Source organism: Streptomyces tanashiensis (genome assembly GCF_014648895.1).
Classification (GTDB): Bacteria; Actinomycetota; Actinomycetes; order Streptomycetales; family Streptomycetaceae; genus Streptomyces; species Streptomyces tanashiensis.
On sequence record NZ_BMRZ01000003.1, the window covers coordinates 111,377 to 137,271 of the forward strand.

The 25,895-nt window shown below is 72.5% G+C and carries 18 protein-coding genes and 1 tRNA gene; 12 read left to right on the plus strand and 7 right to left on the minus strand.

Annotation, left to right across the window (positions count from 1 at the left end; genetic code table 11):
• The first annotated feature begins 130 nt into the window (after positions 1-130).
• Both IE237_RS11175 and IE237_RS11180 read left to right on the plus strand, forming a co-directional pair.
• Entirely contained in the window at positions 131-3,643 is a 3,513-nt protein-coding gene (locus tag IE237_RS11175; RefSeq protein WP_189801755.1) for an SEL1-like repeat protein, read from the plus strand.
• A gap of 36 nt (positions 3,644-3,679) precedes the next feature.
• Positions 3,680-4,774, plus strand: a complete 1,095-nt coding sequence (locus IE237_RS11180) for a hypothetical protein (RefSeq protein WP_189801756.1) — start codon at positions 3,680-3,682, stop codon at positions 4,772-4,774.
• Positions 4,775-4,955: 181 nt separating this feature from the next.
• Here the strand turns inward: IE237_RS11180 and IE237_RS11185 are convergent, their stop codons facing one another.
• Positions 4,956-5,369 carry a hypothetical protein gene (locus tag IE237_RS11185; protein WP_189801757.1) on the minus strand — a complete coding sequence of 138 codons (414 nt, stop codon included), beginning with the start codon at positions 5,367-5,369 and terminating at the stop codon, positions 4,956-4,958.
• A 452-nt stretch (positions 5,370-5,821) separates the two neighbouring features.
• Here IE237_RS11185 and IE237_RS11190 point away from each other — a divergent pair, with 452 nt between their 5' ends.
• Positions 5,822-6,541, plus strand: a complete 720-nt coding sequence (locus IE237_RS11190; RefSeq protein WP_308433060.1) for an SPDY domain-containing protein — start codon at positions 5,822-5,824, stop codon at positions 6,539-6,541.
• A gap of 220 nt (positions 6,542-6,761) precedes the next feature.
• Here IE237_RS11190 and IE237_RS11195 read toward each other — a convergent pair.
• Positions 6,762-6,834: transfer RNA gene (locus tag IE237_RS11195), tRNA-Arg, on the minus strand.
• 303 nt (positions 6,835-7,137) lie between these two features.
• On the opposite strand from IE237_RS11195, the gene IE237_RS11200 reads away from it, so the two are divergent.
• From IE237_RS11200 to IE237_RS41495, 8 genes are all read left to right on the plus strand, one after another.
• Entirely contained in the window at positions 7,138-8,757 is a 1,620-nt protein-coding gene (locus IE237_RS11200) for a dynamin family protein (RefSeq protein ID WP_189801758.1), read from the plus strand.
• Position 8,758: 1 nt separating this feature from the next.
• Complete coding sequence (locus IE237_RS11205; protein ID WP_189801759.1) at positions 8,759-10,558, plus strand: YfjP family GTPase; 1,800 nt, start codon at positions 8,759-8,761, stop codon at positions 10,556-10,558.
• 189 nt (positions 10,559-10,747) lie between these two features.
• Positions 10,748-11,197 (plus strand): single-stranded DNA-binding protein, encoded by a 450-nt coding sequence (locus tag IE237_RS11210; RefSeq protein WP_189801760.1) that lies wholly within the window; start codon positions 10,748-10,750, stop codon positions 11,195-11,197.
• Positions 11,198-11,422: 225 nt separating this feature from the next.
• Positions 11,423-12,859: an LAETG motif-containing sortase-dependent surface protein gene (locus IE237_RS11215; RefSeq protein ID WP_189801761.1), complete on the plus strand. Its 1,437-nt coding sequence runs from the start codon at positions 11,423-11,425 to the stop codon at positions 12,857-12,859.
• A gap of 299 nt (positions 12,860-13,158) precedes the next feature.
• Positions 13,159-14,823, plus strand: coding sequence for an energy-dependent translational throttle protein EttA (gene ettA, locus IE237_RS11220; protein ID WP_189801762.1), 1,665 nt, complete (start codon positions 13,159-13,161; stop codon positions 14,821-14,823).
• 5 nt (positions 14,824-14,828) lie between these two features.
• Complete coding sequence (locus IE237_RS11225; protein WP_189801763.1) at positions 14,829-15,254, plus strand: acyl-CoA thioesterase; 426 nt, start codon at positions 14,829-14,831, stop codon at positions 15,252-15,254.
• The gene (locus IE237_RS11230) at positions 15,251-15,910 is read left to right on the plus strand and encodes a DUF8010 domain-containing protein (RefSeq protein WP_189801764.1); all 660 of its coding nucleotides are present in this window, start codon (positions 15,251-15,253) and stop codon (positions 15,908-15,910) included. The genes IE237_RS11225 and IE237_RS11230 overlap by 4 nt, the downstream gene beginning before the upstream one ends.
• Positions 15,907-16,461: a GNAT family N-acetyltransferase gene (locus IE237_RS41495; protein WP_189801765.1), complete on the plus strand. Its 555-nt coding sequence runs from the start codon at positions 15,907-15,909 to the stop codon at positions 16,459-16,461. The genes IE237_RS11230 and IE237_RS41495 overlap by 4 nt, the downstream gene beginning before the upstream one ends.
• On the opposite strand, the gene IE237_RS11240 is transcribed toward IE237_RS41495, so the two are convergent.
• The 5 genes from IE237_RS11240 to IE237_RS11260 all read right to left on the minus strand — a co-directional run bounded on the left by IE237_RS11240 (position 16,361) and on the right by IE237_RS11260 (position 24,826).
• Positions 16,361-17,020, minus strand: a complete 660-nt coding sequence (locus IE237_RS11240) for a hypothetical protein (protein WP_189801766.1) — start codon at positions 17,018-17,020, stop codon at positions 16,361-16,363. The two genes, IE237_RS41495 and IE237_RS11240, sit on opposite strands and share 101 nt — an antisense overlap.
• Positions 17,021-17,068: 48 nt before the next feature.
• Positions 17,069-18,040 (minus strand): ABC transporter ATP-binding protein, encoded by a 972-nt coding sequence (locus IE237_RS11245; protein ID WP_189801767.1) that lies wholly within the window; start codon positions 18,038-18,040, stop codon positions 17,069-17,071.
• Positions 18,037-20,910 carry an FtsX-like permease family protein gene (locus IE237_RS11250; protein WP_440862284.1) on the minus strand — a complete coding sequence of 958 codons (2,874 nt, stop codon included), beginning with the start codon at positions 20,908-20,910 and terminating at the stop codon, positions 18,037-18,039. The genes IE237_RS11245 and IE237_RS11250 overlap by 4 nt, the downstream gene beginning before the upstream one ends.
• Entirely contained in the window at positions 20,910-24,269 is a 3,360-nt protein-coding gene (locus IE237_RS11255) for an FtsX-like permease family protein (protein ID WP_189801768.1), read from the minus strand. The genes IE237_RS11250 and IE237_RS11255 overlap by 1 nt, the downstream gene beginning before the upstream one ends.
• A gap of 152 nt (positions 24,270-24,421) precedes the next feature.
• On the minus strand, positions 24,422-24,826 hold the full coding sequence (locus tag IE237_RS11260) for a globin (RefSeq protein ID WP_189801769.1): 405 nt from the start codon (positions 24,824-24,826) through the stop codon (positions 24,422-24,424).
• Positions 24,827-24,922: 96 nt separating this feature from the next.
• On the opposite strand from IE237_RS11260, the gene IE237_RS11265 reads away from it, so the two are divergent.
• The gene (locus IE237_RS11265; RefSeq protein ID WP_189801770.1) at positions 24,923-25,894 is read left to right on the plus strand and encodes a methyltransferase domain-containing protein; all 972 of its coding nucleotides are present in this window, start codon (positions 24,923-24,925) and stop codon (positions 25,892-25,894) included.
• Position 25,895 lies beyond the last annotated feature (1 nt).

Below are 25,895 nucleotides of genomic sequence, written 5' to 3' on the forward strand. Positions count from 1 at the left end.
TGACGACGACAAGGAGGCCGGAGCGCCATCGTGTTCAGCGAGGGGTCTGAACCACTGAACAGGACGTCAGGCCAGGCCATCACGGGTGAAGATAGTGTTCAGTGGGTGGACGGACTGAACGGGGAGACCCATGGGGGAGACGTCGGCGCGTGCCCGGCTGGCCGGGGAACTGCAGAAGCTGAAGGACGCCTCGGGTCTCTCGTACACCCAGATCACAACGCAGGGCGAGAGGCAGTCGCCGGTCGTAAAGCTGGGCCGAAGCAAGCTCAATGGCTGGCTCAAGGGCGACTACATTCCCGAGGACGACGGGCCGTTCCGGTACCTGATCCAGCTGCTCGAACCCCGGGCAAAGAAGAACGGCGTCTTGCCGAGGGGGATCAATTGGTGGCGTGACCGGCGCAAGGAGGCGGCCGCCGAACGGGACGCGTCCGCGGTACCGAAGGAGCCGACGGCCAGCCCCGGACAGCCCACCCCTGCTGTGGCGGCGCCGCATGTCGGTGACGTGGACAAGGCCGCGCGGCTGCTGCGCCTCTTTCCGCTCGATGGCTCATGGCTCCGTTGGCTCGAGAATGCCGAGACGATGTTCAAGGTCCCGCTGCCCGTGAGCGACGTGGTGTGCGACGCTCACCGCCCCCTGGAGACCGACCGGCCCGACTACGTCGACCCCGAACTGCGGGAAGCCCAGCGCGAACTCGTCGAAGCCCTCGGCGCCCTGTGCTTCGAGCTCAACGGAATGAACGACATCTCCGACGAAGGTCAGGATGTCCTGGAGATCAGCTATCCCGGTACCAGCGCCGAGCGGAACGAACTCAACCGGCAGGCATGCCGAGCGCGCGACGAGTTCATCCCCGCCTACACCAAGGTGATCAACCTTCTCAATGTCAAGGGACTGCTCCCTCCCGTGCCTGCCGGCGGCCCCTCGACATCGCCGTCGAGTTCCGTGCCACCCGCTGGGGCCCGGGGCGGGACGCCAACCTTGCCCCTCGCTCTCATCGTGGAGGGCCAGCCGCACGGCGCTCCGACCGACGGCGGGAGGAAGATTGCCGTCGCGCCCGTTGACAGTGCAGCTGTCCGCGCAGCGACTGTCGTCGAGGGTCATCGTGCCCAAAACGATGCCCTCGCCCAGCATGCCCCCGGCATGCCCCTCGATCAGCTCGACCCCTTCGGGCTGGAGGTCCACCGCGCGGTCAGTGCCGACAAGATTGTTCCGCCGGACCTTTCCCCGTTGCCGCTGTACGTGCCGCGCGCCCATGATCAGGAGCTGGCGGGCATCGTCCAGAGGGCGACCGACGGGATGAGCTCCTTGGTCACTCTGATCGGCGGGTCCTCCACCGGTAAGACCCGCGCCTGCTGGGAGGCAATCCAGGCACTGCCCGGCCACTGGAAGGTCTGGCATCCGCTCGCACCCAGCCGCCCCGAAGCGGCGCTCAACGGCCTGGAGTCCGTGGGTCCGAACACGGTGATCTGGCTCAACGAAGCCCAGCTCTACCTGCTGGATTGTGCGCCGAAGACCGCCGAGAACATCACCGCGAAACTGCGCGTCCTCCTCGCCGACCCGGCCCGGGGACCTGTCCTGGTGCTGGCGACCCTGTGGCCGGACAAGTGGCGCACCCTCACCCGCCGCCCGCCAGCCGGGAAGGAAGACGTCCAATCCCAGCAGCGTGAACTCCTGACAGGAATCGGCACCAAGCTCACTCTGCCGGATTCGTTCACCAGCGACGAGCTCATTACTCTTCGGCAACTCGCTGCACAGGACCCCCGCCTCGCCCAGGCTCGCGACCAAGCAGCGGGCGGAGCCATCACCCAGTACCTCGCCGGTACGCCCCAGCTGATCGACCGATACGACCACGCGTCAGCTGCCGCCCGGGCGGTCCTGGATGCCGCTGCGGATGCCCGGCGATACGGCCACGGCCCAGACCTTCCGCTGGCCCTGCTGAAGCATGCTGCGATGGACTATCTGACCGACAGAGAGTGGAACCGCCTCTCCAGCACCTGGATTACCGATGCCCTGGACGAGTGCAACGAGCCCTGCCACGGCGCCCTTGCACCACTGGAGGCCATCCGCCCCCGGCGTGCGCCGCGACCGGGCGCTCCGCACTACCAGCTGGCCGACTACATCCAGCAGCACACTGCCCGCACTCGCCGTGGCGCACTTCCACCGGACAGCTTCTGGGATGCCGCCGCCGAGCATGTCACCGCTGTCGACGACCTGATCCCCCTGGCCGAAGCCGCTCTCAACCGAGGATTCCTGCGCCAGGCTGCCACGCTCTACCGCCGGGCCGCGGAGGAAGGGCACAGTGCCGCGCTGTGTGAAGTGGCTGTGCTGCGGCGCCATGCCGGCGATGATGCGGGAGCCGACGAGCTGTACCGCCAAGCCGCCGACGCCGGGAACACCAGCGCCCTGTACCAACTGAGTGTCCTCCGGGAGCAGTCTGGGGACAGGGCTGGCGCCGAAGGGTACGCCCGCCAGGCTGCCACGCTCGGAAGCACGGCTGCCCTGGGCGTCCTAGCCCAGATGCGAGAGGACGCAGGCAGGGAGGAAGAGGCCGAACGCCTGGCCCGCGAGGCCGGCGATGCCCACGTACTCATGCAAGTCGCCGCGCGGCGCGGAAACACGGAGAGTGCTGAGCGCCTGTACTTGCTGGCAGCTGAGGCCGGGAACGCCACCGCGTGGTTGGAGCTGGCCGCGGTGCGCGTGCTGAATGGGAATGGTGAGGGCGTCGAGCTTCTGTACCAGCGGGCCGCTGACGCCGGCGATCCTCGGGGGCTGAGGATACTGGCGGTGGGGTTGGAGCGACGTGGCTACGGCGATATCGCCGAGAGTCTTGCCCGGCAGGCGGCGGTAGCGGGGGACCGCGGGGTGTGGGGGGCTCTGGCACAGGTACGGGAGAGACGTGGCGACGGGGACGGCGCTGAGCGTCTGTACGAGCTTGCTGTCGACGCCCGGGACATCGGGGCGATGCAGGCATTCGTTGGGCGGCGTCTGCGAGCTGGAGACCTTGTCGGCGCGGAAGTCATCGCTCGCAAGGCGCTGGAAGCCGGGGACCCTGGCCCGTGCCTCGAACTGGCGAAGCATTGGGCGATGCACGGGGACCGTGAGGGTAGCGACCGTCTGTATCGGTTGGTCGCTGAAGCCGGGCACGTTGTCGGACTCAGGATCATGTCGGAGCGGTGTGCCCGGGCCGGGGACAGCGAGGGCTCCGAGGGCTTTGCCCGAGAAGCCCTGGAAGCCGGAGATCCCGGCCCGTTCCGGGACCTCGCGAAGCAGCTCTGGTGTGCTGGCGACGGTGAGGGTGCCGAGCGTCTCGCCCGCGAAGCCGCATTCGCCGGGCACTCCATGGTTCTCGTCGAACTGGGGCAATGGCACGAGGAAGCCGGCAACCTGGAGCAGTCCAAGCGCTTCTACCAGGAGGCCGAAGCCGCCGGAGACGCCGACGTAATGCTGGCGCTGCAGCGATCAAGGGAAGCCGAAGGGGACCTGGCAGGCGCAGAGCGCGTCGTCCGGGCATCCATCGCATACGGACACCCCAGCGCGGTACAGGAGCTTGCACGACTGCGAGAACTCAACGGTCATCGTGAAGACGCTGTGGACTTGTTGCGCTTCGGCCTGAATACGGATGGCACTACCGCACAGCCTTGGTAACTGCCCACCGAGTGCCTCTGCGCGACGGAGTCACTGGTGCCTTCTCCCATCGACTTGCGCGACCCGTCCGCCGCCACGCTGCCAGCGATCGGCTCCTGGGGCAGCGCGTCCAGCCAGCGCTTCCACGGCGGCCCGCGACCGCTGGCCGGAGGCGGTGTGCGCGGCCGAGACGAGGCGCTCGTGCGGCCTGCTCATCGCCCCGCGCACTGGCCAGCCGGCGGCGTACACAAACCGCTGCCGCTGGCGACCGTCGACCTGCCATCATCAGGCAAGGCTTCAACCAGGCGAGGAACGATGGCCAACTTCCAATTCGGACCGAACGGCTACAACGTCAACATCCGGGCGCAGCCGTACGTCAACTTCTTCCCAGGTTGGGACGTGCATCGTCTCGCTCTGAGCTTCGAGGTGCACCCCCATGGCGACTACGCCGAGGATGCGCCTTTCCTCGTCTCCGGCACCCTCTGGACGCACGACATGCCCAACCCTGCGAGCTGGATCGGCGTCCTGCACGCAACGTCGGGGCCGATCGGGCTGAAGTCGTTCGGGACGATGCTCACGCTCGAGACGGTTGTGACGGATCAGCAGCTGCGCGGCCTGGAGAAGATGCGGGCGGGCGCCGACCTGACCCTGCGCGCCAATCTCACCCTGACCGCTCTGGCGGAGGTGAAGCGCTGGCCCGTCGCCTCCGACCAGGAGGTCATACGCATCCAGCACGCGACGTGGAGCGATGCGATCACTCAGCTCAACGCTGGGGCCTTCGTCGACGTCCTCATCCCGATCACCGAGGTGGAGGACCGTGCGACCGCGGCCCGACGGATCCGCGAGGCGAAGACCGCGATCCGAGACGGCCGGTACGAGCACGCCGTGACGCTTGCCCGCCAGGCCCTCGATGCCGTACGCGAGGCATGCGACACCGTGAACGTCAACGCACGGGCGACGTCGAAGAAGCCGGCGGACCGGGACCAGGAGGAGCGCTGGGCAGTGCTCACCCAGAGCGCCTACAGCCTCTTCAGCGGCGCCCCGCACGACGACACGGGCACCACCGAGCACTTCACCTGGACCCGCGCTGACGCCGTCGCGGCCGTCGCCACCGTCGCGGGCCTGCTCGCCAGGCTAGAAGACCTGCCGTAACCCCCCCCGAGGGACAGCAGTTTGCCCCGTCGGCTCCGTACCCGGTGTCGTGGTGACGTCGGCAACGGTTCCCGCTCCGAAGGGGGGGCAGGATGTGCAGCCGCAACATGGACTCGTTTCGTTCCCAGGCGCAGTCGGCTAACTCCCGGTCTGGCAACCAGCCGTTGGCATAGTCGGCGAGCTACGTGAACAGCTCCCACCGATCACGCCATTCGGTTACATGCTCGGGCTGTATAACGGTGTTCCTGGAATCGGGGTTTCGTGGGCGGGTGCCTCCTACCCGCTCAAGAAACTCCCGGTGGCGGGTCCGCACCTCAGCGCGCAGCTTGTCGCCGTCAGCGATGTAGAAGTCGCGACCATCGGTGACGTTGACCAAGACCACTCGGTCGCACGTGAGGGCAGTGAACTTGTCGATGTCCGCGATGATCCAAGCACCCTTGGCAGCCACCATCACCTGTGCAACATGTTCACCAACCTCAATGTAAGTCTGAGCTCCCCGTGGCTTCGCTGGGAGTCCGCGCAGCAACGCCTCGGCAACAGCAAGGTGACGTCCTGCCTGGTGCGTCTGCGAGTTGGTGGGCTTCGTTACTGACATGTCGGCATCATGCCGTATCGCTCGCCTCGCACAGAAGGTGCCTGGTGGAGTTCACGCGGCCTTTCCCTCATGGCAAACGACAGAACACGTCACTGACCTGACGTGCTGACATCGTCACTTGACGTCGACCTCGGTGGACGGCGGCGGATCGAGGTAAACGGTGGAGGAGCATGAGCCGCCGACGAAGTCGTGTACCCCTCGACCACTCGCAGGGCTGATCGAACTTACAAGGCAGTAATCAGCGCGACAGCGCAGGGGGATGCCTCGACATCCGCCACGCCCCCATCCACCCCGGCCGGTACGGCCATACAGCACCCCCAGCGTGCTCACCCTCACGACTCAGCCGAAACGGCTGGGTTCGCTGTCAAACGCCGCGATTGGATGACAAGGGCACAGTTCGCCGGGGGGCAGACGAGGAAGAGCGCGAAAGGACTGGTCACGACTCTTCCGCCATGTCAACGTGGACGACCGCCCAAGCCCTCGACTATGTGGAGGCGCCCCTGTACCCGCAACATTCCAGCGATTCCCATCTTCCCAACCCGCCGTACTGGGTCGCTCCTCGCCGCCTGGCGGGCGACGATGATGCCCTGGCTGACCAGGTCGGTGCGGCCCTCACCTCCGCGGGTTGGCGGATGTGGCCGACCGTCTGCGACACCCTTCTCTACGGGAGCCGCAACGAGCTCTGCGGCGCCGAGTGGACACGCGCCGCCTGTCCGTTCGAACTGAGCGACCTCCCGGTGGCCTGGCAGGTCTCCGCTCGGTCGCATCCTGCCAGTGCCCTGCCGGAGTGGAACGCGTACTTCACCGCCGGGGTCCCTAACGAGGCGCTGACTGACTTCCTCCTCGCCCTCGACGCCCGCCAGGACCCCGCCTCCTCCTTCGACGGACCCGAGACCGTCCTTGCGGCGGTCTGCGCCCAAGGCTGGGTTCGTGACATCGACCTCCCCACACCGCAGCCATCGCTCCCGGCTCGTCTGCCGGCATCTCGCTGTAGGCAGGCATGGGCCGAGCCCGGCGTCGGCGACCCGTACCTGTGGTGTGCCAGCTCCAGTGTCAGCGTGCCGCCGGATCTGGTCGCGATCTTCGCTTCCTCGCTTGCCTCGCCCCGTGCCCCGGTCCACGCTGCCCGCCGGAGTGGAGGGGCGGCTCACCGTCATCCGGTCAGGGGTTGATCGACACCGGAGAGCCCGCCGACGGGAGTGAGGCAGGGCATCGGGCGGTCCCAAAACTTCGGGAAGTTTTCGGGAAAACCAGCCGCCAGGGGCCGCCTCTGACCGGTTCCAGCCGGGCAGATCAAGCCATCCAAGCCTCTTGCCATGGCGCCCCCACCTCCGACCGAAAACCGCCCCTGACCAGCAAAAAGACCCCTCCCGGAGGAGGGGTCTCGCTGTGCGCCCCCGGCAGGACTCGAACCTGCGGCCAAGTGCTTAGAAGGCACCTGCTCTATCCACTGAGCTACGGGGGCCGGGTGGTGGCCGTGTGGCCAGGAGCCCCTGGTGGGTGGGGTGTGGCCTTGCCGGGACAAGGATAGGGCTCCGATCGCCTTGGCCCGGTTGCTTCACCTGCGTGGCACGATGTGGAGGTTCGGTGAAGCGAACCGATAATCGCAGGCAGGTGCGATTCGCGCAGCGCTTTTCACGCCGCTCGGGGCGGGTGTTGTGCACTCGTTATGCCCGACCTTCCGGTCACCACCCTTCTCTTCGGCGCGCAGGGTCGCAATAGGCTTCAAAAACACTCATAAATTGGGCATTCTTCGCATGTGGTGACCTTGGACGAACGGCCTCAGCTGATCGACGCACTCTCCGCCCTGCGCGACCGAGTCGCCGCCGTGCGTCTCCCGCTGCCTCTCCCCGACACACCCCGCGCCCGTCAGACCCGGGCCGAGTTGCTCGCCCAGCTCGACGACTACCTGGTGCCCCGTCTGAAGGATCCCGACGCCCCGCTCCTCGCCGTCGTCGGGGGATCCACCGGGGCCGGGAAGTCCACCCTCGTCAACTCCCTTGTCGGGCGCCGCGTCAGCGAGTCCGGAGTGCTCAGGCCCACGACCCGGACGCCCGTGCTGGTCTGCCACCCCGAGGACCACCACTGGTTCGCCGGGATGCGGGTCCTCCCGCAGCTCACCCGCGTCTGGCTGCCCCAGGCCGACGGGGACCACCCCGTCGACGAGCCGGCCCCCGAGGACAACGCGCTGCGCGTCGAGACGGCCGCCTCGCTGCCCCGGGGCCTCGCCCTGCTCGACGCGCCCGACATCGACTCCCTCGTCGTCGAGAACCGGCTCCTGGCCTCCGAGTTGATCTGCGCCGCCGACATCTGGGTGATGGTCACCACCGCCTCGCGGTACGCCGACGCCGTGCCCTGGCACCTGCTCCGTACCGCCAAGGAGTACGACGCCACCCTCGTCACCGTCCTCGACCGCGTCCCCCACCAGGTCATCGGCGAGGTCTCCCGGCAGTACGAGGCGCTGCTCGACAAGGCCGGCCTCGGCGACGTCCCCCGGTTCACCATCCCCGAGCTGCCCGAGTCCGCGGGCGGCGGCAGCGGGCTGCTGCCCGACAGCGCCGTCGCCGCCCTGCGCGACTGGCTCGCCCACAGCGCCCAGGACCCGGCCGCCCGCCAACAGGCCGCCGACCGCACCGCCTCCGGCGTCATCGACTCCCTCGACGCCCGGCTGCCCGAGCTGGCCGGCGCGGTCGCCGCCCAGTACGCCACCGCCGTCCGCCTCGGCGGCGTCGTCGAAGCCGCCTACGGGGAGCAGGGCAAGCGGGTCCGCAAGGAGCTCGGCCGCGGCGCCGTCCTCGCCGGGGACGCCCGCACGCGCTGGCGCGGCTACCCCCGCGACAGCACGGCCGACGAGCTCCTGGACGCCCTCGCCGAATCCCTCGCCGCCCTCCTCCACTGCGCGGTCTCCGCCGCCGAGGAGCGCGTCCGGGACACCTGGCGCCGCGAACCCGCCTCCGAGGCACTCGGCCCGCCGCGGACCGGCGCCGACCGCGAGGTCGCGGAGCGGATCGGCGTGGAGGTGCGCCGCTGGCGCCGCGTACTCGAAGAGCTGGCCGAGGAGGAGGTGCGCGACGTCGAACGCCCCTCCGGCCCGCGCGCGGCCCGCACCGCCGCACCCGAGCCCGACACCGTCGCCGCGCTCCTCGCCGCCTCCCTGCTCGGCGGCCGCCGCGCCCGCGCCGCCGGCGAACGCCTCGCCGAACTCCTGGGAGCCCACACCGCCCTGCGGCTGCGCGACAGGGGCGGCGAACTCGTCCTCTCATGCGTCGACCGGGTCCTGCACGCCGAGCGCGACCGCCGCCTCGCCCCCCTCGACGCGCTCGACGTGACCCCCGAGCCGCAGGCGGAGCTGATCGCCGCGCTCTCCGTACTGCAGAAGGAGAAGTGACGTGGTGGACGACGATCGGGAGCGCGGCCGCGAGCGCTGGGACGACGGGCTGATCGCACGGCGGGCGGGCGAGCGGGCCTCCGTCGCGGAGGAGGGGCCGCGCGAGCCGCAGGAGGAGGACGCCCCGCCGCTCGTCGGCGGCAGCTACGGCCGGCCCCTCCGCAGCCGCCTCGACGCCCTCCACGAGCTCGTCGGGCTCTCCCGCACCCGTGTCGAGAGCGAGGCCCTCGCCGAGGCCGGACGTGTCCTCGACGAGGCCGCCGCCCGCCAGCGGCTCTCCTCCCGGCACACCGTGGTCGCCCTCGCCGGAGCCACCGGCAGCGGGAAGTCCACGCTCTTCAACGCCCTTGCCGGCGTGCCCGTCTCCGAGACCGGCCTGCGCCGTCCCACCACCTCCGCGCCCATCGCGCTCAGCTGGTCCGAGGGCGCCGCCGGACTGCTCGACCGGCTCTCGGTGCCCAGCCGGCTGCGGCGCCGTCCCCTCGCGGGCGGCGCCGCCGACACCGAGCTCCAGGGGCTCGTCCTCGTCGACCTGCCCGACCACGACTCGGCCGTCACCGCCCACCGCGACCAGGTCGACCGGGTCCTCGGCCTCGTCGACGCCGTGATCTGGGTCGTCGACCCCGAGAAGTACGCGGACGCCGCCCTCCACGAGCGCTACCTGCGGCCCCTCGCCGGGCACGCCGAGGTCACCTTCGTCGTCCTCAACCAGATCGACCGGCTCGGCACCGAGGCCGCCGACCTCGTCCTCGACGACCTGCGCCGCCTCCTCGACGAGGACGGCGTGGCGCTCGGCGAGCACGGCGAGCCCGGCGCGACCGTCCTCGCCGTCTCCGCGCTGACCGGAGAGGGCATCCCCGAACTGCGCGAACTCATCGCCCGGTTCGTCCAGGAACGCACCGCTCCCGAACGCCGCCTCGCCGCCGACGTCGACGCCGCCGCGGCCCGGCTGCGCCAGGCGTACGTCGCCGACGGCCGGCCCGGACTCGACGAGCGCGCCCGGGACGCCTTCACGGACCGGCTCGCCGTCGCCGTCGGCGCCCAGGCCGCGGGCGAGGCCGCCGAACGGGTCTGGCGCCGGGGCGCCATCCGCGCCTGCGGCACCCCCTGGCTGCGGCTCTACCGCTGGTACGAGCGGCTGCGCGCGCACGGCTCCACCGACCCGCACCTCGCGACCCCCGTCGAGGACGAGCTGACGGCACGCCAGCGCGTCGAGCAGGCGGTGCGGATCGTCGCCGACGAGGCCTCGCGCGGGCTTCCGGCGCCCTGGGCGCAGGCGGTGCGCGAGGCGGCGGCGCGCGGGGCCGAGGGGCTTCCGGAGGCCCTGGACGAGCTGGCGGTCTCCCTGGGGGACCCGGCGGCCCGGCCGCCCCGGCCCGCCTGGTGGCCCGCGGCCGTCCTCGCCCAGGCGGTGATGACGCTCCTGCAGATCTTCGGCGCGCTCTGGCTGGTCGGCCAGATCGTCGGCGTCGTGCAGCCGGGCCTGCTGCCGCCGGTCCTCGTGATGCTCGGCGGGATCATCGGCGGCCCGCTCGTCGAATGGGCCTGCGAGGGCGCGGTGAAGGGCCCGGCCCGCCGGTACGGGCAGGAGGCCGAACGCAGCCTGCGGGAGGCGGCGGCCGCCTGCGGACGGGCCCGGGTCCTCGACCCTGTGGCGGCGGAGCTGATGCGCTACCGGGAGGTGCGCGAGCAGTACGCGACGGTGGTGGGCACGCGGCCGTCGGCGGCCCGGATCGTCGGCGGCGGACGCGCCGGGACGACGCGGCTGGGTGCGACGCGGACGGGGGTGCGGGGGAGGTAGGGAGCCGTCGGGAGACCCGCTTTCCCCCTTTCGGGTGAGGGAGTTGTCCCCGTCGGTGCGGATGTCCACAGGCCGGGGCGGGTTCCGTCCGACCGCCCCAGGATGGTTCCCACGAGGTGTCCACGCAGCGGGGCACCGGAAGACGCCGGGTGTCCACGCAGCGGGGCACCGGAAGACTGGGGGCGAACCATGAACGACACGACCGTGACGCTCGTCGGCAACGTGGCGACGGCGGTGGAGTACCGGGACACGGTGGCCGGCGGGGTGGCCCGCTTCCGGTTCGCGGTGACCGCGCGTCGCTGGGACCGGGAGCGGGGGCTCTGGTCCGACGGGAACACCAGCTTCTACACGGTCTCGGCCTGGCGCTCGCTCGGGGCCAACCTCGCGGCCTCGGTCTCCGTCGGGGAACCGCTCGTGGTGCACGGCCGGTTGAAGGTCCGTGAGGAGGAGCGCGACGGGCAGCGCAAGACCTTCGTGGACGTCGACGCGGTGGCCGTGGGGCACGATCTGAGCCGGGGGACGGCAGCCTTCCGGCGCGCGGCGCGGGCGGAGCCCCGGACCCAGCCTGACCAGGACCTTTGGGCGGTGGCGGCGGAGGGGGGAACGGCGGTCACCCCCCAACTGGTAACCGCCCCCTGACCATGTGTTGTGGGGATTTGTCGACCAACTGGCCTTGCGTGATAACGATTCCGAGTCGGAATGGTTATCTGACCGTATGGCAGGGCACCGGGGGGTTCCGCATCCCTAGGATTCCCGGGTACTCATGTGGCACGTGAGCCCATCGAGTCTGTGAGTCTGCTGGCGTGCGCTCCCCCCACGCGAATCGACCATGTTCGCGGAGCGACTCGCCCGGAGGGGAATCCAATGTTTTCAGTTCGTGGACGTGGCGTCGCCCGTGCGGCCGCCGCGATCCTGGTCTCCGGCCTGGTCGCCACCGGCGCGATAGCGACGGCCGGAACGGCGCTGGCCGACGACGGTGCCCCGGGCACCGGCGGTGTCACGGCGAAGCTCGGCCACCTCACCGAGGCCGACGGCGTCGTCATCAAGGAGAAGAACGGCGAGACCTGGCCGGTCAACGGCGGTCTCTTCACGATGCAGGTCGAGGGCGGGGGAACTCTCCAGACCTACTGCATCGACCTCCGTACCGGGGCGAAGCGCGACTTCACCTACAAGGAGGTCGGCTGGGACGAGTCCTCCCTGCACAACAACGAGGACGCGGGCAAGATCCTCTGGATCCTGGAGAACGCGTACCCGAAGAACTCCGCCGAGGCCCTCGGCGCGAAGCTCGGTGTCGACCTCTCCAAGAAGGAGGCCGCCGCCGGTACCCAGGCCGCGATCTGGACCCTCTCGGACGACGTGACGGCGACGCCGAAGAGCGCCGACGCCGAGAAGCTCACCGAGTACCTCCTCAAGGAGGCCGTGAAGCTCGAGGAGCCCAAGGCCTCCCTGAGCCTCTCCCCGGCCACCGTGGCGGGCAAGGCCGGTGACAAGCTCGGCCCGATCACCGTCACCACCAACGCCGAGAAGGCCAAGCTCCAGACCGCCGCGGGCGCGCCCGCCGGTGTCAAGATCGTCGACAAGGACGGCAAGCCCGTCACCGACGCCAAGAACGGCGACCAGGTCTTCTTCGACGTTCCGGCCGGCACCGCCGACGGCACCGCCGAGCTGACCGCCGAGGCCACCACCAAGGTCTCGCTCGGCCGCGCCTTCGTCTCCATCGACGGCCCGTCCCAGACCCTGATCCTGGCCGGCTCCAGCGACTCCACGGTCACGGCCGGCGCCTCCGCCTCCTGGGCGAAGAAGGGTGCCGTCCCGTCCGTCTCGGTCGCCAAGGACTGCGCCAAGGGCGGCCTCGAGGTCATCGCGTCCAACGCGGGTGACGAGGACTGGACCTTCGACCTGAAGGGCACCTCGTACACGGTCGCCGCCGGTGAGACGAAGACCATCGCGGTCCCGCTCGCCGAGGACGAGGCGTACAAGTTCACGATCACCGGCCCGAACGGCTTCGAGGAGACCTTCGAGGGCGTCCTGGACTGCAAGACGGCCACCCCCGGCCCGAAGCCGTCGGAGACCCCCTCCACCACCCCCTCGGCCACGCCTTCCACCCCGTCCACCACGGGTGGCGCCACCGGTGACACCACGGGCGGCACCACCGGCGCCACCACGACCGGTGGCGGCGACCTCGCCGAGACCGGCAGCTCCAACGCCACCCCGATGATCGCCGGCATCGCCGCCGCGCTCGTCGTGGTCGGTGGCGGCGCGGTGTTCTTCCTCCGCAAGAAGAAGACCGCCGGCCAGTGAGCCCAGGCCAGGTGCCGGGCCCACGCCCGGCACCGGGCCGAAGCCCGGCATCGTGGAGTGAGCCGCTGACCTCGCGGAGTGATCCGCGTCACGCGCGCCCCACCCCATGACCCCCGCACGACCCCGGACCGCATCCGCGCCCGGGGTCGTCGCACGTCCACGCCCCGAAACAGCCTGATTTCCGCCCCCGACCGCCCCCTCCGCACCCCCGCCCGGCGCCTTACCGGTTTCCGCCTGGGGGTGGCGGTCAGGCAAGATGGGGTGTATCTGCCCACTCACTCTTTGCCGGACGGTTTCTCTTGGCTGAGTACATCTACACGATGCGCAAGGCGCGCAAGGCGCACGGCGACAAGGTCATCCTGGATGACGTGACGCTGAGCTTCCTGCCGGGCGCGAAGATCGGTGTGGTCGGCCCGAACGGTGCCGGTAAGTCCACCGTTCTGAAGATCATGGCGGGCCTGGAGCAGCCGTCCAACGGTGACGCGTTCCTGTCGCCCGGGTTCTCCGTCGGCATCCTCATGCAGGAGCCGAAGCTCGACGAGACGAAGACCGTCCTGGAGAACGTCCAGATGGGCGCCGCCGAGATCATGGGGAAGCTGAAGCGCTTCAACGAGGTCGCGGAGCTCATGGCGACCGACTACTCGGACGCGCTCATGGACGAGATGGGCAAGCTCCAGGAGGACCTGGACCACGCCAACGCCTGGGACCTCGACACCCAGCTGGAGCAGGCCATGGACGCCCTGGGCTGCCCGCCCGGCGACTGGCCGGTCAACAACCTCTCCGGTGGCGAGAAGCGCCGTGTCGCGCTCTGCGCGCTCCTCCTGGAGGCCCCCGACCTGCTGCTCCTCGACGAGCCCACCAACCACCTCGACGCCGAGTCGGTGAACTGGCTGGAGCAGCACCTCGCGCAGTACAAGGGCACCGTCGTGGCCATCACCCACGACCGGTACTTCCTCGACAACGTCGCCGAGTGGATCCTGGAGCTCGACCGCGGTCGCGCCCACCCCTACGAGGGCAACTACTCCACCTACCTGACCAAGAAGTCCGAGCGGCTCAAGGTCGAGGGCCAGAAGGACGCCAAGCGCGCGAAGCGGCTCAAGGAAGAGCTGGAGTGGGTGCGGTCGAACGCCAAGGGGCGTCAGGCCAAGTCCAAGGCCCGTCTCGCCCGCTACGAGGAGATGGCGGCCGAGGCCGACAAGATGCGGAAGCTGGACTTCGAGGAGATCCAGATCCCGCCGGGCCCGCGTCTGGGCTCCATCGTCGTCGAGGTCGAGAACCTGTCGAAGGCCTTCGGCGACAAGGTCCTCATCGACGACCTGTCCTTCACGCTGCCCCGTAACGGCATCGTCGGCGTCATCGGCCCGAACGGCGCCGGCAAGACCACGCTCTTCAAGATGCTCCAGGGTCTGGAGACCCCGGACTCCGGCTCCGTCAAGGTCGGCGAGACCGTCAAGATCTCGTACGTCGACCAGAGCCGCGCCAACATCGACCCGAAGAAGACGCTGTGGGCCGTCGTCTCCGACGAGCTCGACTACATCAACGTCGGCCACGTCGAGATGCCCTCCCGCGCCTACGTCTCCGCGTTCGGCTTCAAGGGCCCGGACCAGCAGAAGCCGGCCGGCGTGCTCTCCGGCGGTGAGCGCAACCGTCTGAACCTCGCGCTCACCCTCAAGCAGGGCGGCAACCTGCTGCTCCTCGACGAGCCGACCAACGACCTCGACGTCGAGACCCTGTCCTCCCTGGAGAACGCGCTCCTGGAGTTCCCGGGCGCGGCCGTGGTCATCTCCCACGACCGCTGGTTCCTGGACCGAGTGGCCACCCACATCCTCGCGTACGAGGGTGAGTCGAAGTGGTTCTGGTTCGAGGGCAACTTCGAGTCGTACGAGAAGAACAAGATCGAGCGCCTCGGCCCGGACGCGGCCCGTCCGCACCGTGCCACGTACAAGAAGCTGACCCGAGGCTGAGGTCAGTGACCAGGCACATCTACAGCTGTCCCCTTCGCTGGTCGGACATGGACGCCTTCGGGCACGTCAACAACGTCGTCTTCCTGCGGTACCTGGAAGAGGCGCGGATCGACTTCATGTTCCGGCTGGCGCCGGGGGACGGTTCCCCCTCGTTCTCGGGCGGGTCCGTCGTGGCCCGGCACGAGATCGACTACAAGCGACCGCTGGTCCACCGGCACGAGCCGGTGACCATCGAGTCGTGGGTCACGAAGATAGGCGCGGCGTCGCTGACGATCGCGTACGAGGTCAAGGACGCCGACGTCGTGTACGTCCGGGCGTCCACGGTCGTCGTGCCCTTCGACCTGGAGGCGCAGCGCCCGCGGCGGATCACCGCCGAGGAGCGCGAGTTCCTCCAGGAGTACGTCGACGACGGGATGTCGTCGGCCGCATGACCGTGCTCGCTCCGCTGCACTTCGCCGACGCCAGGGAGGCGGCGGCCCTCGCCGCCTTCCTCACCCGGCTCGTCCACTACGACCGGGCCGCCGCCGTCCGCCTCCAGGCGGGCGGCGGGGCGCTGGCCGTCTTCGGCCGGCCGCCGTCGTTCGAGGTGCTCGCGATCCGCACGGCCCGCCTCGTCGACGCCGTGGACCTCGACGTCACCGTCTCCGCCGGTGAACTCCTCGACGGCATCGAGGAGTCGGCGGGCAAGGCGGTCGTCCCGGACTCCGTGACCGGCCCGCCGTGGGCCGGTGTGCTCCCGCCGCGCGGCGGCTGGCAGCCGGTCCCCGGCCTCCCCGACGTCGCCGGGATGCGGGGCGCCGTCGCCGCCGCCGTCGGCGAGTTCCGCGCACGGGACGAGGAGCTGCCGGAGGAGCGGCGCACCCGTACCGAGCGCGACGCCATCGGCCGCGAGATCTGGTCCCGGACCCTGGGCACCACCGGGCTGCCGCTGCGCGCCGTGCACGCCGCCCAGTCGCTGGGCTTCCTGCCGCCGGGGGAGGCGCCGGTGGCGCTGTTCGCCTCCGGGCCGTGGCTGCGGCTGCGTACCCCGTACGGCTCGATCGCGCTGCGCACCGTACCGATCGCGCTGGGCGTCGCTCCCCGATGACCGGAGCCGAGCCCGCCCCGAGCCCGACGTCCGAGGTCGACACCGGCGTCGACGTCGGCACCGACCTCGACCTCGACCTCGACCTCGACGTCGAGGTCGACGGGGGCCTCACCGGGGACGAGCTCAACACCCTCTTCCACGCCGCCTGGCCCGGGCACCGGGACACCGACTTCGGGCCGGTCCTCGCCCGGAGCCTGCTGCGGGTCACCGCCCGCCGGACCGGACGGCTCGTCGGATACGTGAACGTCGTCGGGGACGGCGGCGTCCACGCCTTCCTCCTCGACACCACCGTCCACCCCGAGGAGCGCCGCCGGGGCCTCGGCGTCACCCTCGTACGGGCCGCCGCCGAGGCCGCCCGCGAGCGCGGCGCGGACTGGCTGCACGTGGACTACGAGCCGCACCTCACCGCCTTCCACGAGCGGTGCGGTTTCCGCCCCACGGCGGCCGGGCTCATGGCGCTCGGCGACCTGGCGAAGGCCGACCCGGCGAAGGACGACCCGATGCAGGACCGCCCGGTGATGGGCGATCCGGACGGCTCTCGAGACGGCTGACGCGCCGCGCCCCCGCCGTGGCGGCGGACAGCGTGAGCACGGCGAGGAAGGCCGGGAGCCACGGAGAGGCGGACCCCTCCACCGCCGGGTCCACCCGCCGCCGCGGATCGTAGGCCACCCGCAGCGTCCCGCCGTCCGGGGCGAGCCTGCGGTCCTCCGCCAGCGACACCGGATAGCCGCCCGGGCAGCGCAGGGTGTGGTGGTGGAGCGTCGTGTCGAGGCCGCCGTCGACGACCGACTCGTGGTGCTCCGCGACGACCTTCACGACGACGCACTCGGCGACCTCCCCGCGCGCGGCCGCCTGGTCCGTGGCGGCCACCGTCAGCAGCAGCCCGCCGACCAGCGCGAGCGCGCCGAAGAAGCCCAGGTTCCCGGAGACCAGCAGGAAGTACGCGACTCCCGCGGCCAGGACGGCCGCCCCGCCCACCGAGACCGCGACCGTCGTGGACGGCGCGGACGCGCCCCCGAAGCACCAGGCGGACCACCCGGCCAGCGCGAGCGCGCAGGCCGCCGGCAGGAACACGGCCACCCGCGCCCGTCGTGCCTTCCTCGATGGCATGGACATCACCCCCGGAGGAGGGACGCCCGGCCCCCGGGGACGGTTTCCTCAGCCCTCCGCGTCGTCGGGCCAGACCCCGATGTGGTCCTGCTCCAGCTCCAGGGCCACCCGGTGCTCCATGCCGAGGGCCTGGGTGTACTCCGCCGGGAGCTGCAGCCGGCCCGCGCGGTCGAGCATCGCGTACTCCCGCGCCACCAGCGACTCCTGGCCCTGCTCGTCGACCTCCGTGCGGCGCAGCACCTCCGAGGAGGTCCGGCCGTCGCGGATGGCGACCGTGCGGCGGACCTCGGAGGCGACCGCCTGGTCGTGGGTGACGATCACGATCGTCGTGCCCAGTTCCTCGTTGGCGCGGCGGAAGGCCGCGAAGACCTGCTCGCCGGTGGCCGAGTCCAGCTCGCCCGTCGGCTCGTCGGCGAGGAGCACCGCCGGGTTGTTGGCCAGCGCGACCGCGATGGCCACGCGCTGCTGCTGCCCGCCGGAGAGCTGGTGCGGCCGCCGGTCCCGGATCTCCGAGATGCCCAGCATGGCGAGCAGCTCCTCCGCCCGCTGCGCCTTCTGCTTCGAGCGTCCCCGCAACTGCATCGGCAGCGCCACGTTCTGGGCGGCCGTCAGATACGGCAGGAGGTTCCGGGCGGTCTGCTGCCAGACGAAGCCGACGACCTCGCGGCGGTAGCGCAGCCGAGCCTTGCCGTCCATGCCGAGCAGGTCGCAGCCGGCGACCCGGGCCGCGCCGGCCGTCGGCACGTCCAGGCCCGCCAGGATGTTCATGAGCGTCGACTTGCCGGAGCCCGAGGCGCCGACCAGGGCCATCAACTCGCCCTCCTTCACCAGGAGATCGAGCCCCTGGAGCGCCTGCACCTCCACGCCGTCCGTGGTGAAGATGCGGACGAGCCGGTCGCAGGCGATGAGCGCGTCGTGGCCGTACGACGGCCGGTCGCGCCGCGCCGTGGCCCGCCGCTCCAGCTCCTCCAGGGTGGTGTCCGAAGCGGCCGTGGGAAGCGTGGTCCCGGTCTTCGTCATCGTGCGTCTCCTGCCCTGAGTTCCTTGATCGAGCCCCTGCGCCCCGCCCACCACGCCTGTCCGACCGCCGCGAACGCCGTCAGGACGACGACCGCGAGCGCGGGCAGCACCAGCGACCACGGGTCCGCCCGCAGCGGGGCGCTGTCCAGCGGGGCGAACCCCGGCGCCGTCGCGAGCGCCAGCCGGAACAGGTCGACGCCCGGGGCGAGCAGCGGCACCGTCGCCCAGCCGACCAGCATGCCGCCGAGCGCCGCGAGGACCGCCTGCGGCAGCGCCTCCAGGCTCAGCAGCCGCCGCGACTGCCTCCGGGTGAGCCCCATCGTCCGCAGCCGCGCGAGGAACACGGTCCGTTCCGGCGCGCTCTGCAGGAGCGAGAGCAGCACGGCCACCACGGCGAAGGCGGCGCCCGCGCCGATCGCGCCCAGGTAGATCCGCTCGGCACCGGACTGGAGCGGCGAGTCCACGTAGGTGGCCCGCTCCTCGCTCCGCAGTTTCACCGTGTGGGAGTCCGACTTCGCCGTCACGGCGGCGCGCAGCGCGGCCCCTTCCACCGGCCCCGTGACGAGCAGCGAGGTGTCCGCCCGGTGGGTGAGGTCGGCGCCGTTGACGAGGAGGAAGTCGGCGTCGTCCAGGGCCGGGGTGGCCGACCGGACCGCGACCACCTTCACCCGGAAGACACCGGCCGCCGAGACGATCTCCTGCGGGCCGCGGCCGAGCCGTTCGGCGATCGCCGGCGAGGCGATCGCCGGCAGCACCCGCTCGGTGTCCGCCACGGCGTCCTCGCCGCCCCGCCCCGTCGAGGCGAGCAGGCCGGCGGGGAAGGGGCCGAAGCCGGTCCGGTTCGCGAGCCGGGTGTACGAGGTGGGCTCGACCCCCACGATCGGCGCGCTCATCGGCTGGGCGGCGGACCCCTGGACGGACGGCAGGTCGACCCCGTACTCGATCTGCACCGGGGCCACGTCCCGTACGCCCGGCACCCCGCGCACGGACTCGGTGAGCCCGGCGGGCAGCGGGGTCCAGGCGACCTCGCCGCCGATCCGGGCGTCCGCGCCGGTCGCCAGGAGCGCCGCCCGGTCGCGGGCGTCGGCGACACCGGCGAGGACGGAGCCGCCGAAGGCCGCCGTGGTCAGCGCGAGCACGAGGGCGAGCAGCGGGAGGGTGCCCGACGACGAGGCGCGTCCGGCGCGGGCCAGGGCCAGCGGTCCGACGGCCCCGCGCAGCCGGCGGGCCGGGCGGGCCAGCCACCGCAGCGGCAGCGGGTAGATCCGTACGAGGACGGAGGCGGCGATCAGGCCGACGAGCACGGGCGCGGCGCTCACCAGGTGGTCCCCGGAGTCGCCGGTGCCGCGCAGCCGCAGCGAGGCGACCGCGCCCACGGCGAGGACGAGCAGGGTGAGTTCGACGACCGTGCGGCGCCGGGAGGGGCGCGCGGTGAGCAGGTCGTCGCGCCCTCCGTGCAGGCGGGGGCGCCGGTGCACGACGATCGCCCGCACGGGCAGGACGAGCGTCGCGATCAGCGCGACGGCCGCGGCGGCGAGGACGGAGGGGCCGAGGGGGATCCCGCCGGAGCCGCCGTCGGGCGGCCGGACGGTCACCAGGGCGAGGACGAGGGCGAGCGCGGCGGCCGGTACGGCGACGGCCGAGGTCTCGCCGAGCAGCCGCAGGCCGATGCCGGTGAGCGAGGCGCCCCGGGAGCGGATCAGCGCGAGTTCGCTGTCGCGGCGGGCGACGAAGAGGCCGCCGGTCATCGCGAGGACGACGGCCGCGACGGCGCCGATGCCGAAGACGGCGACGGCCACGACCGGGTCGATCGCCTCGCGCATCGAGCGGTACGAGTCGACGATCGCGTCGAGTTCGGTGGTGACGGAGCTGTTCGGCCCCACGGCCTTGCGCAGCGTGACCAGGTCGGGGCCGCCGGTCGCGGAGTCCAGCGCGGCGGCGAGCCGGTCGGTGTCCCGGCCGGTGAGGTGGTCGGCCGTCGGCATGAACCGGAAGAAGACCTCCGGCTCACCGGTGGTGGAGAGGACGGCGGGTCCCGAGGCGGGGGAGAGGAGCAGTGCCCCCTGCCAGTAGTACTTCACCTCGAAGTCGCTGACCGCCGCGGCGAGCGCGGGGGTGCGCAGCAGCGGCTCCACGGCCCAGTACGCGGTCTCCGGGCCGCGCGGCTCCACGATCCCGGTGATCTTCACGGCGACCGGCTCGGGGGTGGACCCGCCCGGCACGTGCACGACGGAGCCGGGCCTCAGGTGCAGGGACTCGGCGGTCTTCGCGGTGACCACGGCCTCCGGGGCGGTGGCGGTGCCCGCGGCGGCCCGGCCCGCGCGGAGGGTGGCGTGCTCGGGGAGACCGGACGGGGCGGAGAGCACGAACTCGGGCGAGACCCCGTCGGGGCGGGGCAGCCAGCGGTCGAGCCCCTCGACGCGCTTGACCGTGCGGACGCCGTGGACGGTCTGCCGGGGGTCGGTCCGGATCGGCTCGGGGAACAGGCCGCGCACCTCGTCGTGCTGTCCCTGGAGGACGCCGGGGGTCAGCTGTGCCTGCCGTTCGGCGAGGGCGAGACTCGCCGGGGGCGGCTGGGCGGTCAGTTCGAGGACGGTGTTGCGCGGCGCGGCGTTCCGGATGTCGTGCCGCAGGCCCTCGGTCTCGTACCGGTCGACGGCACGGGGCAGCGCGGCCGCGAGGTACGCGGTGACCAGGACCAGCAGGGCGAGGGCGGCGGCGGCCCAGGGCGCGGTCCGCAGCCGGGTCCGCACCCAGGGCGCCACCGCGCGGGCGGGCTTGTCGGACCGGGGCATGTCGGGGGCCTTCCTGCGTACGGCGTGCGGGGCGGTGCCGTCGTCGGGGTCGCTGTGCGGGGCGGTCGGCGCCATCAGTTGTCCCCCTGGTGGCGCAGGGTCACGGCCGGGTCGGCGCGGCGCAGGGCGATCCCGGCGACGATGGCGAGCGGCAGGGCGGCGACGCCGGCGAGCAGCAGGGCCACCTGGCCGAGGGGCAGTTCGACGAGGACCGGCGGGACGGGCCGGGCGGCCTGGCCGGTGAGGACCACGAGCGGGACGACGGCCCGGGCCAGGGCGGTGCCGAGCCCGATGCCGACGAGCAGGCCGATGCCGATGAGCAGCCCCTGTTCGGCGGCGACCAGCCGGGCGAGCTTGCGGCGCGGTGCGCCGAGCGCCCGCAGGACGCCGAACTCGGCGGCGCGTTCCCGCATCGCGCCGGCCGAGCCGACCGCGAAGCCGACGGCGGCGAGCGCGGCGGCGGCCGCCGCGACCGCCATCAGGGCGGCGTTGGGGCCCGCGCCGAGCGGGTCGCCGAGGAGTTCGGCGGCGACCTCGTCCCGTACGAGGATCTGCGCCGGGTCGGTGTTGGGGCGGGCGCGCAGGGCCGCGGCGACCTCGTCCGCGTGGCCGGGGGCGGTGGTCAGCCACCACTCGGTGGGCGCCGCGGTCGCGGTCCCGCCGGAGTCGGCCGTCAGGAACTGGTTGACGGAGACCAGGTCGAGGAGGAGCGCACCGCCGTCCTCGGGTGTGGCGGCGGAGCCGGAGAGGGAGGCGACCTGGGCGCCGGGTCCGGTGGTCGGCAGGTCCGCGACCACCCGGGCGACGGTGACGTCGATCTGCCGGCCGCCGATGCCGACCTCGATCAGGTCGCCGGGCTTGGCGCCGGTCGCCGTCATGAAGGTCTCGGTGGCCACGGCCGACAGCCGCTCGGGGGCCTTCGGGGCGGGGGCGCTCATGAGCAGGGTGAACTCGTCGGGCCCCAGGTAGTGCACGGTGTCCGGGCCGGTGAGGGGGTACGAGACGGAGTACGGGGCGGGGCTGCCGCCGGGTCCGGCGGTGCCGGCGCGGCCGAGGGCGGAGCCGCCGCCCGAGGCGACGCCGTCGTCGCTCTGCTCGAAGACGGAGGCCCAGGGGCTGAGGAGCTGCGCGGGGGAGTGCGTCCGCGTGGTGCCGTCGGCTCCGGCGGTGGCGAGACGCTCGATGTGGAGGACCTGCGTGTGGTCCGCGCCGGCGTAGATCGGGCCGGTGAGCTCCAGGCCGGTGAGGGTGAGCAGGCCGCTGGAGCCGCGGGAGGGGTCGCTGCCGGGCAGGGCGGTGAGTTCGCCGAGGTCGAGGCTGAGCCGGTGCGTGCGGCCGTCCGAGGGCAGCGGGCCCAGGGCCTGCCGGTACGGGATGCCGCTCGGGTCCTCCAGGACGGCCGTGGCCCGGGTCTCGGGTGTCGCTTCGGGCGAGGAGGTCCGCAGGTCGACGGCGAGGGTGCGGGTGCCGGCGGGCAGCGGGAGGCCGGGGCGGGAGACGGCCTCGGGGGTCAGCGGGGCGAGCAGGTCCGGGGCCGGGACGCCGGAGAGGTCGGGGCGGATCAGCAGTCCGCCGGCGTTGCGGGTGTCCACCGCCAGGACGGTGGCGTTCTTCCCGGACACGTCCAGGGAGGTGCGGTGCACGGGGGCGACCGCCTTGACGCCCGGCACGGCGGCCAGCCGCTCGGTCTGGGTCGGCTCGCCGGGGCCCGCGCCGAGGACGCGGATGTCCGTGCCGACGCGGAAGTCGGCCTGGTCGCGCTGCGAGCGCTCCCAGGAGCCGCTCTGCCCGATGGCCAGCATGCCCATCGCCACGGCGAGGACGAGGAGGAGGACGGGGCCCGCGCCGCGCAGCGGCCGGCGGCTGAACTGCCAGCCGGCGAGGGCGGCGGAGAGCCCGCGCCCGCGGGCCGCGCGCCGTTCGGCCAGCTTGGCGGCGGGCGGCAGCAGACGGAGCGTCAGGACGGTGCCGGCGAGCAGGGCGAGGGCGGGCGCGGCGACGAGGACCGGGTCGATGGAGCCCCCGCCGGCCTCGTCCGTGCCGAGGGTGCCGCCCGCGGTGGAGGGGCGCTGGAGCTGCCAGTACGCGACGGCCGCGATGGCGAGGAGGCCGAGGTCGGCCCCGGCCCGTACCGGAGCGGGCAGCGCCGCCGAGCGGGCCTTGCGCAGCGAGACGACGGAGCCGTCGCCGGCGGCGAGCGCGGGGGCCACGACGGCCGCCGCGCAGCACAGCGCGACGACGGCGGCGACCAGCCACACCTGGGGCGAGGGCGAGGTGTCGAGGTGCACGCCGAGCTCGGAGAGCGCGGACCGCTCGGCGAAGAGCCGGGTCAGCGGGCCGGACAGGAGCGGGGCGGCGAGCGCGGCGGGCAGCGCGAGCAGCAGGGCCTCGACGGCGGCGAGTCCGGTGATCCGGCGCCGGGAACCGCCGCGGGCCCGCAGCAGGGCCGTCTCGCCGGAGCGCTCGGTGCTGAGCAGGCGGGCGACGAGCAGCAGCGCGTACGCGGCGAGCAGCACCAGCTGCACAGCGACGATCAGGAGGGTGGAGCGGGAGACGAGCAGGGAGCGCTGGGTCTGCTCCAGGACGGTCGGGAGCGCGGTCGACGCGGAGATCGTCGTGCCGAAGGCCCTCGTGGATTCGGCCAGCTTCTTCGGGCCCTCGGTGGCGGTGGCGCGCAGGGCGTCCATCCGGTCCGTGGTGAAACCGGTGAAGTCGGCGGAGCCGAGCCAGGTGGTGTCGCCGGAGCTGAGTGCGCCGGAGGCGAGGACGGCCGGGTCGACGTGCAGCGGGCCGTACGTCGTGAAGGCGACGGTCCGGACGCCGCGGCCGCCCGCCGGGTCCAGCTGCCAGTACAGGTCGGCGGTGTCGACGGGCCGGTAGACGCCGGTGATCCGGGCCTTCACCTTCCGGTTCTCCAGCCGGTCGGTGAGGTCGAGCACGGTGCCGGGGCCGACCTTGAGCCGCCGGGCGGCCTCCTCGGGCAGGGCCGTCTCGACCACGCCGCCGACCCTGGCGGGGGAGGGCCAGGAGCCCTTGACGAGCGACAGCCGCGAGCGGTCGAGCGCGGCGAACTGTGTCAGGTCGGGGTCGCCCTTGCGGGCGGCGGGCGGCTGGAGGGCGCGGGGCAGGGCGTACGGTCCCGAGCGCTCCAGCCGTCGTACGGTCACCGGAAGCCCCTCGAAGGTCTTCCGCGTCCCGTCCTCGACGGCGGCGTCGGCACTGGCCCGCTTCTCGGCCGGCACCTGGCCGCTCACGAGGAGCGAGGCGGCGGCCGCGGACCGGCCGCGCAGTCCGGCCTGGAGCGCCGCGTCCCCGATCGCGCCGGAGAAGGCGGCGAGGGTCGCGAGCACCGAGGTCGTCAGGAGCACGGCCAGCAGTGCCGCGGCGAGCAGCAGCCGGTGTGCCCTGACGCGCAGAAATACGAACCCCGTCACCCATCCCCCTGGACCCGCTGAAGTTTCCTCGGATGCTTTCAGGGGCACGCGCCGCTGGAAACCGCTTCCATACGGACCTTGATGGGATCGTGACCGTTATTCGGCGTTCCGTGTCCGGAACGTTTCAGTCCGTGCGACCGGTCGAGGGATCGCTAGCCGGCGGTGTTCACCATCGACGCCGCCGCGTAGGTCAGGTAGCGCCACAGCTCGGCCTCGTGCTCCGGGGCGAGACCGAGCGAGTCGAGGGCGTCGCGCATATGGCGGAGCCAGGCGTCGTGGGCGGCCTGGTCCACGGTGAACGGGGCGTGGCGCATGCGGAGGCGGGGGTGGCCGCGGTGGTCGCTGTAGGTGCGGGGGCCGCCCCAGTACTGCATCAGGAAGAGGGCGAGGCGCTCCTCGGCCGGGCCGAGGTCCTCCTCGGGGTACATCGGGCGCAGCAGCGGGTCCGCCGCGACGCCCTCGTAGAAGCGGTGGACCAGGCGGCGGAACGTGTCCTCGCCGCCGACCTGCTCGTAGAAGGTCTGCTCCTGCGCTGTTTCCCCGGGAATCTCGTTCACCGTTCCATCGTCTCAGATGCCCGGCGGAGGACCGGAGGCCTAGGACCGCTCGGACGGGCGCTCGCCCGCGGCCCCGGAGGGCGGGAGAGTGGAGGCATGGGTGCGCTGCGGGACGAGTTCGCCGAGGCCGGCGCGCGGGAGCGGCGTGCGCTGGTGCGGGAGGTCGAGGCGGACGGCGTGCTGACCGATCCCGCCTGGCGGGCGGCCTTCGCCGAGGTGCCGCGCCACCTCTTCGTCCCGTACTACTACGTCTCGGCGCCCGGCGGCTACGAGCGGCTCTGGTCCGGCGACCCCGAGCCGGGGCGCCGGGACCGCTGGCTGCGCGGGGCGTACGAGGACACGGCGATCGCCACCCGGGTACGGGACGGGGACCTGGTCTCCTCCGCCAGCCAGCCCTCCCTGATGGCGCTGATGCTCGACGCCCTGGAGGTACGCGACGGGGACGACGTCCTGGAGATCGGCGCCGGGAGCGGTTACCACGCGGCCCTGCTCTGCCACCGTCTCGGCGAGGAGCACGTCACCACCGTCGACCTGGACGAGGAGATCGCCGAGTCCGCCCGCACCCACCTCGCGGCCTGCGGGTACCGGCCCGCGGTGCTCGCCGCCGACGGCGCCCGCGGCTGCCCGCGGCGCGCGCCGTACGACCGGATCGTGGCGACCTGCGCCATGCCCTCCGTCCCGTACGCCTGGCTCGCCCAGTGCCGGCCCGGAGCCCTGATCCTCGCCCCGCTCTCCACCGGGCTGATCCTGCTGAGGGTGCGCGACGCCGCGCACGCGGAGGGCCGGTTCCTCGCGACCTCCGCGTACTTCGTGGCGCTCCGGGGTGCCGCCGCCCAGCCCCCCGAGCAGGGGAATCCGGGGTACGGCCCCGCCGGGGACGAGCGCTTCCTCTTCCTGTGGGGACTCGTCGGAGGGGCCCTCGACCGACGCGAAGCGCTCTCGCTCTGGCTGCGCGAGCGGCGGCCGGAGCGGGAGCGCTTCGGGGTGACGGTCAGCGGCGACCGGCAGTGGGCCTGGCTGGACGACCCCGCAGGGCCCTACGCCTGGCCCCTGCCGGGGACCGCCTGAC